Origin of the sequence: Hymenobacter sp. 102 (assembly GCF_049949205.1) — a bacterium.
Lineage (GTDB): Bacteria > Bacteroidota > Bacteroidia > Cytophagales > Hymenobacteraceae > Hymenobacter.
Window position 1 is genome coordinate 1,338,288 of sequence record NZ_CP188172.1, and the last position, 12,000, is coordinate 1,350,287.

Genomic DNA, 12,000 nt, shown 5'->3' on the forward strand with positions numbered 1-12,000 from the left:
GCAAACTACTGGCCCAGCACCATGGCAAACACCAGCGGCGCTACGATGGTAGCGTCCGACTCGATGATGAACTTGGGCGTGTCCTGGCCTAGCTTGCCCCAGGTGATTTTCTCGTTGGGCACGGCACCGGAGTACGAACCGTACGAGGTGGTGGAGTCCGAAATCTGGCAGAAGTAGCCCCACAGCGGCACCGAGGTGCGCTGCAAGTCCTGGTGCAGCATGGGTACCACGCAGATGGGGAAGTCGCCGGCAATGCCGCCGCCAATCTGGAAGAAGCCCACTTTGCTTTCCTCGGTGGCCTGGGCGGTGTACCAGTCGGCCAAGTAAATCATGTACTCGATGCCGGTGCGCACGGTGTGCACGTTCTTGATGTCGCCCGAAATCACGTGGCCGGCGAAGATGTTCCCCAGCGTGCTGTCTTCCCAACCGGGGCAGATGATGGGCAGGTTTTTCTCGGCGGCGGCCAGCATCCAGCTGTCCTTGGGGTCAATCTGGTAGTACTGCTCCAGCTCACCCGATTTCAGGATCTGGTAAAAGAACTCGTGGGGGAAGTACTGCTCGCCGGCCTTATCGGCCTTTTCCCAGAACTTCAGCACCGAGTGCTCGAGGCGGCGCATGGCTTCTTCCTCGGGAATGCAGGTGTCGGTTACGCGATTCATGTGGCGCTCCAGCAGGGCCTGCTCGTCGGCGGGGGTCAGGTCGCGGTAGTTGGGCACCCGCTCGTAGAAGTCGTGGGCCACCAGGTTGAAGATGTCCTCCTCCAGGTTAGCACCCGTACAGCTGATGATCTGCACCTTGTCCTGGCGAATTAGCTCGGCCAGCTGGATGCCCATTTCGGCGGTGCTCATGGCGCCAGCCAGGGTAATCATCATCTTACCGCCCTCGGCCAGGTGCTTGTTGTAGCCCTCGGCGGCGTCAATCAGCGCGGCGGCGTTGAAGTGGCGGTAGTGGTGCTTGAGGAAGTTGGTGATTTGCATGGGATGGTTTTTGGTTATTCGTTGTTAGTTTTTGGCTTCTGGATAATGCAGTTACTGGTTTTTACGGAAACAGACAAAAAACCAACAATCACAAACCAAAAACCAGTACTACGCCGGCTCCTCAATCAGGAGGTTGTGGTTGGTGTAGATGCAGATGTCGGCGGCAATATGCAGGGCTTCTTCCACCATCTGGCGGGCCGTGAGGTGGGGCGCGTGCTTCTTGAGGGCCAGGGCCGCGGCCTGGGCGTACATGGCCCCCGAGCCGATGGCGGCCACGTCGGAGTCGGGCTCCAGCACGTCGCCGGTGCCGGCAATGATGAGCAGCTCGTCCTTATCGGCTACTACCATCATGGCTTCCAGCTTGCGCAGGTACTGGTCTTTGCGCCACTCCTTGGCCAGCTCAATGGCCGCGCGGCGCAGCTGCCCGCCGTAGCCGCCCAGCTTCTCCTCGAATTTATCGAGCAGCATAAAGGCATCGGCGGTGGAGCCGGCAAAGCCAGTTACCACTTTGCCCTCGTGGAGCTTGCGCACCTTGCGCACGTTGCTTTTGGCTACGTGCTTGTCCATGGTGGCCTGCCCATCGGCCCCGAGGGCAATCTGGCCGTTGTGGCGCACGCCCAACACGGTAGTGGAACGGATTCTCATGGCGAAATCAGAAACTAGACGGGTGGTTTTTCAACAGGAAGGCGCAAAGCTACGGGAATCCGGCCGCAACGCCCAGCCCAAGACGATACGACACTGATGCAGAGCAAAGCTAAAAAGCTAGTTTCCCTCCTTAGAAAGGAGGGGCTAGGGGTGGTTGACCTTGTGCCCGGACGATTATTAGAGCTAATTCTAGCAACCGTTCAACGCATCAACCACCCCTAACCCCTGCTTTCCAAGGAGGGGAACTAGCTTCTAGCTTCCTTACTGCACCGCGTTGCGGGGGTCGGGCACGGGCTTCATTTCGTAGTTCTGCGGGGGCTCGGCCCCAGCCAGGTGCTGCACGAAGTAGTCCCAGCGGCGGCGCATCATGTAGGGCGAAGCAGCTCCGAAGCCGTGGCGGGCCTGGGGGAACACCACCAAATCGTAGCTTTTGTTGGCTTTGGTGAGGGCATCCACTACCAGCCAGGTGTTATAGGGCGGCACGTTGTCGTCCATCAGGCCGTGGGCCAGCATGAGCTTGCCCTGCAGGTTTTTGGCGTAGGGGGCGTTGGCCTGGTTGTCGTAGTTGGTGGTGCCGTCGGCGTTGGTTTTGAGCAGACCGATGTAGCGCTCTGCCCAGTCGTCCTCGTAGTTGCGGTTCTCGTGGTTGCCGGATTCCGAAATGCCCACTTTGAAGAACTCCGGGTAGCGGAACATGGCGGCGGCCGTGGCGTAGCCCCCACCCGAGTGGCCCCAGATACCAACCCGGCTCACATCCATGTACGGGTGCTGCTGGGCCAGCTGCTTGATGCCGGAAATCTGGTCCGACAGCGTGTTTTCGGCCATGTTGCCGTAGCAGGCATCGTGGTAGCTCTTGGAGCGCAGCGGGTTGCAGCTACCTTCAATTACTACCACCACAAAGCCCAGCTCAGCCAAGGCCTGGTTGTCGTTGCGGGCGGCGCTGAAGGCCCAGCTACCCACGCCCCCACCCTGCGGACCGGGGTAGATATAGTCGATAACCGGGTACTTCTTGCTGGCGTCCAGGTTGGTGGGCGTGAACATTAAGCCGTACAGGTCGGTCTGGCCGTCGGCAGCTTTTACGGTGATGGGCGTGGGGGCTTTCCAACCGGTAGCGGTGAGACGGGAAATGTCGGTTTTTTCGAGGGTGCTCAGCAGTTTGCCGTCGGCGGCGCGCAGCACCGTTTGGCCCGGCTTGTCGGGCTGGGAGTAAGTGTCGATGAAATACTGGCCCGAGGGCGAGAGGGTCACTTGGTGGTTGCCGGGCTCGGGCGTGAGCAGCTTCAGGTTTTTACCATCCAGCCCGATGCGGTACAGGTGGGTGAAGTAGGGGTTGCCCGGCTCCCGCCCATCGGCCAGGAAATACAGCTCCCGCTTCTGCTCATCCACGCGCAGCAGCTTGGTCACTACCCAGTTACCCTTGGTAATCTGCCGCTTCACCTTACCGGTGCCAGCGTCGTAGAGGTAGAGGTGGCCCCAGTTGTCGCGCTCCGAGTACCAGATGATTTCCTTGCTCTTGGGCAGGTAGCGCCAGTTGATGGCGCCCTGGCCCGACTCATACTGCGTGGCCACGGTTTCGGTGAACACCTCGCGCACGGTGCCGGTGGTGGCATCGGCAATGCGGAATTTCTCCTCCTTATGGTCGCGGGAAGTCGAAACGAAGGCCAGCTCCCGGGTGTCGGGGCTCCAGTCCACGTCGTCCAGGGTGCCGCTGCTGGAAATATCGTCGGAGAGGCTGCCGCGGTGCGGGTCGGGAGCCATCTGGAAGCGCACCACCTTCGCCGGGTTCACCTCCACTACCACCCGCTCAATCAGGGCAATGTCCTTGTCGCCGGGCAGGGGGTATTTCCAGCTTTCCAGCTTCGGATGGCCGATATTGGTGCTCACCAGGTACATGCTGCCCACGTTGCGCTGGTCCTGGCGGAAGGTGGCAATCTTGCGCGAATCGGGCGACCAGCGCAGCACCGGGGCGTCGCTGTGGGTCCAGCCGGCGTTGTCGGTAGCGTAGCCGTAATCCTTGGTGCCGTCGGTGGTGAGTTGGGTGAGCTGGTTGGTCTGCGTGTCGCGCACCCACAGGTTGTCGTCCTTGATGAACGCCGCCAGCTTCCCATCGGGCGAAGTCACCTCGTTGCCTGGGTTGGCGTTGGGCTTCGCCGGGGCTGTATCAGGCGTCAGCTGCCCGTTCAATACATCATATTTCCAGGCCTTGCCGGCGGCAGTGAAGGCAATGTTCTTCTCATCGGGCGAGTACGTGAGGCTGCGGATAGGCAGGCGGTCAGCATCATAGGCTTTGCCGCTGGCCGAGGACAGCGCGGCCGCCAGCTTGGCTTGGTCGAAAGCAGTAGTGCGGGTTTTACGGGCGGGGTCCACCAGTACATACTCACTGCCTTTGGGCGTGAGCACCCGGTACCAGAACCGGTCGTTGCTGAGCCAGTTGGGCTGGCCGGCGCTGCCGTCAATCAGGGCGGAGGTATTGTAGCCGAGAAAGCGCTCGGCCCGGGCGTAATCCTGGGCCGTAAGAACGGGCCGCTGCTGGGCCGTGGCAACGGGCAAAGCCAGTACTGCCGCGGCCGAAAGGGCCAGTAGATACTTGTGCATAGTATTTACAGAAGGGTGAAACAGCCGCCGGTTGCCGGCGGGAGCGGAAGGTAGCACACATTCGGCGCAACCGCCTATTGGTCGGGTTTATGCGCGCAAGGCTGCATCCAGGTCAGCGCCTACAACTGTTCAGCCCGTCATGCCGGCTAAAGCCGAAGCATAACGGGCTGAAATAATCTGCAAAATTGTTCCGCAACCTATCAAAACCGCGCCTGCAGCTTGGCAAAGTAGAAGCGGCCGTTCGAGCCCATCTGCACGGGGTCCCAGGCCCCCCCGGTTTCGGTGTTGATGGGATTGAAGAAGGTGGGGTAGCGGTTGAACAGGTTGGTGCTCCCCACCGAGAACTGCAGGTGGTCGGTCAGGGCGTAGCTCAGCGTCAGGTCGGTGGTCACGCGGGCCGCGTAGTTCATGTCGTTGCCGTCGAAATCCACCAGCCGCACCTTATCAAAGCGCACAAACCGCAGCAGCGTGCTGAAGCGGCCCACCTGGTAATCGAAGGTGAGGTTGATTTTGGAGGGCGGAGCCGAAGCCTTCACGAAAGCCTGCTCCCGGGGCCCGAAGAAATCATCTTCCCGCCCCGCCAGCCGCCCGGTTGTCTGCACCCGGTCGATTTTGAGGTGGTTGATGTTGGCCGCCACCGACGAGTTCAGCCGCCCCTCCCCCAGCCGGGCCGTGTGGTTCAGCACCACATCCAGCCCCAGCGAGCGGGTATCCACGGCGTTGGCAAAGAACTGGGCCTGGTCCACATTCAGGGCCGTCAGGTCGGGGCCAATCACCGGGTCATCGGCCGAGAACTGGCTGGTGAGCACCACCCGGTCCTTCACCTTGATGTAATAGCCGTCCACGGTCAGGCTCAGCGAGGAGCCGATACGGCTGGTGAGGCCCAGGTTGGCGCTGTTGGAGGTTTCCTGCTTGAGGGCGGGCACGCCCAGCTTCTGGGTTACGGCGCTGTTGTTGCGGGCCAGCAGCACCTCCACCGGACTGCCGCCGATGAAGTTGGTGAAGGTGGAGTTAAAGTTGATCTGGGCCAGCGAGGGCGCCCGGAAGCCGGTGCTGTAGGTGCCGCGCAGCGTGAGGAACTCGGTCAGGTTGTAGCGGGTGGAGGCCTTGTAGTTGAGCGTGCTGCCGAAGTCGGTGTAGTGCTCGTAGCGCAGCGCGGCAGCCAGCAGCCACTGCGGGGTCACGCTCAATTCCGCATCCACGTAGGCGCCCACGTTGTCCCGGTCGGCCTTGATGGCGTCGCTCGGCTGGTAGCCCGGGAAGCCCTGCGAGCCGCCCGATTTGCTGGGGTCGTAGTTGCGGTAGGAGGCTTCCTCGCCGGCAAACAGCGAGTACCACTCCCGCCGGAACTCAGCCCCGGCAGCCAGGTTCAGGCCATTGAGCACGGTTTTGTAGTTGCGCGTGAGGCCCAGGCCCACCACATCCTGCTGCAGTTGGAAGCCCCCGGCATTGAACGACGTGGGCGAAGCCGCTCCCAACGAGGCATTCAACGAATTCTTCACCCCGTACTCGAAACGGTTGGAGCCGAAGTTATTGCTCAAGTCCAGGTCCCACTCGCCTAATTTGGTGCGCAGGCCCACCACCGCCGAGGCATCCCAGATGTCGCTGGTGATAATAGGGTCGAAGCCGTTGGGGTAGATGGCGGGCACGTTCCGGTCGTCGTCGGCGAAGCGCGTCCAGGCGTAGGCGTCGCCGGTGCGCTTGTTGGCCCCACCAAACACGTAGATGTGGCTGCGCTCCGAAAGGGCGAATTTGGAGTTGAGGTAGGCCGAGAGGTTCTGCACCTTCGGGTCGCCGTACTCGCGGCGGGCCAGGCCGTCGGGGGCGGGCACGTTGGCGCGCTGGGTGTGCTGGCGCTGGTTGAAGTCGAGGGTGGCATTCACGAAGCTGCCCCGCTCGCCCAGGCCCAGGCCGTAGTTTACGTTGGCGTTGAGGTTGCCCCCGTCGAATTGCTGGTCGTCGCGGCGGTACTGGGCGTCGTAGGCCCCGTAGTTGGCGCTGGCGGTCAGCTCGTTCACCGAGCTTTTGAGCACGATGTTAATCACGCCGGCAATGGCATCGGAGCCGTACTGGGCCGCCGCGCCGTCGCGCAGAATCTCAATTCGCTCGATGCTGGCGGCCGGTATCACGTTCAGGTCGGTGCCAGTGTTGCCGCGCCCGCGGGAGCCAAACAGGTTCACCAGCGCCGACTGGTGCTGGCGCTTGCCGTTCACCAGCACCAGCGTCTGGTCGGGGCCGAGGCCCCGCAACGAGGCCGGGTCCACGTGGTCGGCCCCGTCGGAGCCGGTCTGGCGGTTGGAGTTGAATGAGGGCGCCACAAATTGCAGCAGCTGGTTCACGTCGAGCTGGCCGGTTTTGGTAGTCACCTCCCGCAGGTCGATAATGTCCACCGGCGAGGGGGAGTCGGTGACGGAGCGGTTCTGGCTGCGCGAGCCCACCACCTGCACGTCGCCGAGGCTGGTGGAGGAATCCGACAACCGCACGCTCACTTCGCCGCCGGTAGCAGCCACTTCCTGCGAGCCGTAGCCGATGGAGCTGATCTGCAGGCGGGGGCTGGCCGTGCGGGTTTTCAGGGTAAAGCGGCCCGCGTTGTCGGTGGCGGTGCCGTTGTTGGTGCCTTTCTCCACTACCGTGGCCCCGATGACGGGTTTGCCGGCGCTGTCCAGCACCTGCCCGGAGAGCGTCTGGCCTTGCCCGAAGGCGGTGGTTACACTTGCGACGCCGAGCGTCAGAGCCAATAGAGGCTGCTTCATATAGTCTGCTGATTGGTGAAAGAAACACAAACCGCAGAGTCGCCGGCGCAAGCTCCGCTGCTGGTAAGTATAGGCGTTTTCTCCTGAAATACCCCTTTTCGGGCCGCAACTCGCGCAATGGGCAACAAAAAAGCCAGCCCCCGGCGAGGGGCTGGCTTTCGGAGGTAAGCGAAGCGTCAGGCTCAGATGAGCATGCGCATGGGGTCTTCCAGCAGGGCTTTCAGCGTCTGGAGGAAGGCGGCACCGGTAGCGCCGTCCACCACGCGGTGGTCGCAGCTCAGGGTTACCTTCATCACGTTGCCAATGGCCAGCTGACCGTCTTTTACCACGGCCGTCTGCTTGATGCCGCCCACGGCCAGGATGCAGGCATCCGGGGGGTTGATGATGGCGGTGAATTCCTCAATACCGAACATGCCCAGGTTGGAGATGGTGAAGGTGCTACCCTCCCACTCGGCGGGCTGCAGCTTCTTGCTCTTGGCTTTGCCGGCCAGCTCTTTCACCTCGGTGGCGATGCTGCTGAGGCCTTTGCCGTCGGCGTTGCGCACTACGGGCACCAGTAGGCCTTCGTCCACGGCTACGGCCACGCCAATGTTCACCACCTTGTTCTGGCGGATTTTGTCGCCGAGCCAGGAGGAGTTAACGGCGGGGTGCTGCTTCAGGGCAACAGCGGCAGCTTTAATCACCATATCGTTGAAGCTGAGCTTCACCGGCGACAGGGCGTTGAGTTGGGTGCGCACTTCCATGGCCCGGTCCATCAGGATTTCCATGGTCAGGTAGAAGTGCGGGGCCGTGAACAGGCTTTCCGAGAGGCGACGGGCAATTACCTTGCGCATCTGCGACACGGGCGTGTCGGTGTAGGTGCCATCGGCGGGCTGAGCAGCCGGAGCGGCCGGGGCAGCAGCGGTCGGAGCCGGTGCGGCGGCCGGTGCCGGAGCCGCGGCGGGCTGAGCCACCGAAGCGGGGGCAGCAGCCGGAGCAGCAGCAGCCGGGGCGGCTTCCAGGTCGCGGGATACAATGCGGCCGTTCTCGCCCGAGCCTTTAATGGTGCTCAGGTCAATGCCTTTGTCCTTGGCAATGCTCTTGGCCAGGGGCGAGGCGAAAATACGACCACCGTTCTGAGCCGGAGCAGCCGCTTCGGCCGGCGCGGGGGCCGAGGTAGTAGCAGCGGCCGGAGCAGCTTCCGCGGCGGCCGGAGCCGGAGCCGCGCTGCCACCCGACTGACCGCCGAGCAGGGCCTGTACATCGGCACCTTCTTCGCCGATGATGGCCAGCACGCCATCCACCGGAATAGCTTCGCCTTCTTTCGGACCGATGTAGAGCAGGGTGCCATCCTCGTAGTTGTCCAGCTCCATGGTCGCCTTGTCGGTTTCCACTTCGGCCAGGATGTCGCCGGATTTCACTTTGTCGCCTACTTTCTTGAGCCAGGCGGCAATGGTGCCTTCCGTCATCGTGTCGCTCATTTTGGGCATCCGGATGATGGTGGCTTTTTTGCCGTTTCCGGCGGGAGCAGCCGGTGCAGCGGGGGCCGGAGCCGGCGCGGGAACCGCCTTGGGAGCTTCGGGAGCCGGAGCAGGTGCAGGTGCAGGTGCCGGGGCAGCTTCGGCTTTGGGAGCTTCGGCCGGAGCAGCCGGAGCCGCGCCACCGCCGCTGAGCAGGGCCGAAATATCCTCACCTTCTTTGCCCACAATGGCCAGCAGGCCATCTACGGGTACTGCGTCGCCTTCTTTCGGGCCGATATGGAGAAGCGTGCCGTCCTCGTAGTTCTCGAGCTCCATTGTGGCTTTGTCGGTTTCAACTTCCGCCAGAATGTCCCCGGATTTTACTTTGTCGCCTACTTTTTTGAGCCACGAAGCAATGACCCCTTCGGTCATCGTGTCGCTCATCTTGGGCATTTTTATGAGTTCGGCCATCGGTATCGTCGTTGGATTGAGTGGGTCAAAATTAGCCCGAAAATTCGGGGCTGCAAACGAAACCCTTTCTTCGCAAATCAGTGTAAAAACAGCGAATTTTCGCCGGTTTGCATTCCAGGAATTTCATTTCCCCGTTATTCGGGTTGAAGAGTTGATGTGCCTTACCTCACGGTTACCGGTACCGCCCACACTTCGCTTTGGCAGCGGCTACGAGGAGCGGAAGGATTAGCTACCAGTTTTATCTGCCGGACCAGCGGGAAGACTAGTTTCCCTATCTGCTGCTGCTGAGGTGTCGTCAGGTGCTGACAATCTGCGGCGTACAACCGGCCATTCTGTTTCCATTTCAGACGGGCACATGCTACAGTCATATCCCGGATAGTCAGCGTAGAGTCGACGATGAACCGTACGAACACTTTCCCTTCCAGCCCTGGGTGGGTAGTGGACAGCGGAAGCTGGGCAGGATTTGCCGGCCGAAAGCAATTGGGCGGAAAGTAGCATCTAAAGGGCACTTCTGGTTCTGCGGCAGCTATTGGTTGCGCCTGTCTTCGTGGTGCGGCACGCGTTTGGCCGTAGCCGGCAGCTGACTGCAGTGCCAGAAAACCGCTCAGTGCCACCCGCCACAGCGTGCTCATACCGCCTCCTGCAAGTGCCGCACATCCAGGAAGCTGCGCACCGTGAACAGGGAGCCGGTATAATCGAGCTGGTAGAGGCAGAGGTTGTGGTGCTCGAAGCTGTCCATCTGGCTGAGCGGGTAGCCCAGCAGCTGACACAGCAGCACCCGCATGGCCCGGCCGTGCATGCACACCAGCACGGTTTCCTCCTCGGGCCGGGCGGTCAGCAACTCAATTACGGGGCGCTGGCGGGCGGCTACTTCCTCGGGACTTTCGCCACCCTGCAGCCGGGCGGTGGTGCGGCCAGCCCGCCAATCCTGCAGCACCGTGTGGTATTCCTCGTCTTCCTCGGGGGTAATGCGCGTGCCTTCGCGGGTACCCCAGCTGATTTCGTTGAGGCCGGCGTGCTGCTCGTGGGGCAGGCCCAGCTCCAGAAATCCCCGCACCGATTGGTGGGTGCGCTGCAGCAGGGAGGTGTACACTTTGTCAAAGGGCACGTGGCGGTAGGCCGCAAAAAAGCGGGCCGCCTGCCGGTGGCCGGCCTCATTCAGCGAAGAATCGACGCCGCTGCCCTGCACAATGCCACGCACGTTGAAATCCGTCTGCCCGTGGCGAATGAGGTAGATTTTTTTGACGCTCATTTCCCGCTGCTTTTGCTGGTTATGCCGTTAAAGTACGGGCTTTTCCGGTACTCGGATGCACCAATTGTAGAGCTACCAAGCCGCAACCTGCCCCAAGCCCCGTACCTTTTCGCCCCGAAACGGTTATCTACCGTACCGCCTTTTGACCCTTTATCAGGCTGCCGCCCCACCCTGCCGGCCGGCGCCGCTGTTCTTACCGCCCGCTATGACGCTGGAGCAACTTAACCACTGGGTAAGCACCCGCCCCACCCTGGCCGACGCCCTCGGCATCGAACTCACCGCCCTCACCGACGACTACCTGGAAGGCCGCATGCCCGTGGATGGCCGCACCCATCAGCCCATGGGCCTGCTGCACGGCGGGGCCTCCGTGGCCCTGGCCGAAACCCTGGGCAGCGTGGGTGCCGCTACCAAAATCGACCCCACCAAACAAGCCTGCGTAGGCCTTGAAATCAACGCCAACCACCTGAAAGGTGTGCGCGACGGCCACGTAATTGGCCGGGCCACGGCGCTGCACGTGGGCCGCAGCACGCAGGTGTGGGAAATCCGGATTACCCACGAGGAAACCGGAGCCTTGGTGTGCATCAGCCGCCTTACCATGGCGGTTATTGATCTGCCGCAAGCCAAACCACAGGCATGAGTTCGTTGCAGCGCATTTCCTGGCAGCCCCAGCTCCCCGTGCCCGACCGGCTGCGGCGGCTGGTGGCGCTGGCCCTTACCAGCGGCCGGCCGGTGGCGCTGTGGCGGCTGCCCAATACCCAGCACGCCCGGTTGTGTCTGTGCCTGAAAGTGGACTCCGCCTACGCCGGTCTGCCCCCGGCGCTGGAGCCGACTGCCCCCGCCGGCTTTGCGTTTTTTCCCTTTCGGGACTCCGACCACAACCCGCCACTGTTCCTGCCCGCCGACTTGTTTTTTGACCTGGCCCGGCCCGAGGAAATTCAGGTAAGTGCCACCGCCGCGTCCCGGCTGCCGGAGCTGCGCCAGCGGTTCGCCGCCCTCGCCGACGCTGACGAGCTGCCCTGGCACGTGAGCCGGCAACCGGCACCCACCACCGCCTCCCGCGAGGAGTACGAGGCGTTGGTAGCGGCCGGCGTGGCCGCTATTGAAGCAGGCACGGTGCGCAAAGTGGTATCCAGCCGGGCCGTGCGGCAGCCGCTCCCGGCGGGGTTTGATGCCTTGGCCGCGTTTGAGGATCTGCAAACCCGCTACCCCAATGCGTTTGTGTCGTTGGTGAGTGCGCCGGGCGTGGGCACTTGGCTGGGCGCAACGCCCGAGGTGCTGGCTGAGGTGGATGAGCACCATGTGTTCCGGACGATGGCGCTGGCCGGCACCCAGCCCTTGCTCCCTGGCATGAAGCCCGCCACCGCCCGCTGGGCCGGCAAAGACCTGGAGGAGCACGCCATGGTAGCCCGCTACATTGTAAACTGCTTCAAGCAGCTGCGCCTGTGGGAGTACGACGAGCAGGGTCCGCGCACCGTCACGGCCGGGCAGCTGCTGCACCTGCGCACCGATTTTGCCGTGCAGCTGCATGAAGTTCCCTTCCCCACTCTGGGCACCGATATGCTGCGGCTGCTGCACCCCACGCCGGCCGTGGCCGGCGTACCTAAGCAGCCGGCCCTGGATTTTTTGCGCCAGCACGAGGGCTACGACCGGGCCTACTACGCCGGCTTCCTCGGCCCCGTGAATCTGCCCGACGCCGGCGTGGCCCGCCTGTACGTAAACCTGCGCTGCCTGCAGCTGCGGCCCCAGGAAGCCATTCTCTACGCGGGCACCGGCCTGACCATCGACTCAGAGCCAGCCCGGGAGTGGCAGGAAACCGAATTGAAGCTGCGCACCATCGGGGCTATTTTACAGTAAACTTCCGCTTATGA

General features: G+C 62.6%; 8 protein-coding genes. 2 read left to right on the forward strand and 6 right to left on the reverse strand.

Annotation, left to right across the window (positions count from 1 at the left end):
• Nucleotides 1-5: 5 nt before the first annotated feature.
• The 6 genes from ACN19L_RS05910 to ACN19L_RS05935 form a co-directional block, all read right to left on the reverse strand.
• Nucleotides 6-977, reverse strand: coding sequence for a deoxyhypusine synthase family protein (locus ACN19L_RS05910; protein WP_426492603.1), 972 nt, complete (start codon nucleotides 975-977; stop codon nucleotides 6-8).
• 108 nt (nucleotides 978-1,085) lie between these two features.
• Nucleotides 1,086-1,622: an ATP-dependent protease subunit HslV gene (gene hslV / locus ACN19L_RS05915; RefSeq protein ID WP_426492604.1), complete on the reverse strand. Its 537-nt coding sequence runs from the start codon at nucleotides 1,620-1,622 to the stop codon at nucleotides 1,086-1,088.
• A 261-nt stretch (nucleotides 1,623-1,883) separates the two neighbouring features.
• Nucleotides 1,884-4,217, reverse strand: a complete 2,334-nt coding sequence (locus ACN19L_RS05920) for a DPP IV N-terminal domain-containing protein (RefSeq protein WP_426492605.1) — start codon at nucleotides 4,215-4,217, stop codon at nucleotides 1,884-1,886.
• Nucleotides 4,218-4,417: 200 nt separating this feature from the next.
• Nucleotides 4,418-6,970 (reverse strand): TonB-dependent receptor, encoded by a 2,553-nt coding sequence (locus tag ACN19L_RS05925; protein WP_426492606.1) that lies wholly within the window; start codon nucleotides 6,968-6,970, stop codon nucleotides 4,418-4,420.
• A gap of 182 nt (nucleotides 6,971-7,152) precedes the next feature.
• Nucleotides 7,153-8,880 (reverse strand): pyruvate dehydrogenase complex dihydrolipoamide acetyltransferase, encoded by a 1,728-nt coding sequence (locus tag ACN19L_RS05930; RefSeq protein WP_426492607.1) that lies wholly within the window; start codon nucleotides 8,878-8,880, stop codon nucleotides 7,153-7,155.
• Nucleotides 8,881-9,508: 628 nt separating this feature from the next.
• A complete protein-coding gene (locus ACN19L_RS05935; protein ID WP_426492608.1) occupies nucleotides 9,509-10,132 on the reverse strand; it encodes a histidine phosphatase family protein in 624 nt (207 codons plus the stop codon).
• Between the two features lie 205 nt (nucleotides 10,133-10,337).
• Here ACN19L_RS05935 and ACN19L_RS05940 point away from each other — a divergent pair, with 205 nt between their 5' ends.
• Together ACN19L_RS05940 and ACN19L_RS05945 are read left to right on the forward strand one after the other, a co-directional pair.
• Complete coding sequence (locus tag ACN19L_RS05940) at nucleotides 10,338-10,769, forward strand: hotdog fold thioesterase (RefSeq protein WP_426492609.1); 432 nt, start codon at nucleotides 10,338-10,340, stop codon at nucleotides 10,767-10,769.
• The gene (locus ACN19L_RS05945; RefSeq protein ID WP_426492610.1) at nucleotides 10,766-11,986 is read left to right on the forward strand and encodes a chorismate-binding protein; all 1,221 of its coding nucleotides are present in this window, start codon (nucleotides 10,766-10,768) and stop codon (nucleotides 11,984-11,986) included. The genes ACN19L_RS05940 and ACN19L_RS05945 overlap by 4 nt, the downstream gene beginning before the upstream one ends.
• Nucleotides 11,987-12,000: the final 14 nt, after the last annotated feature.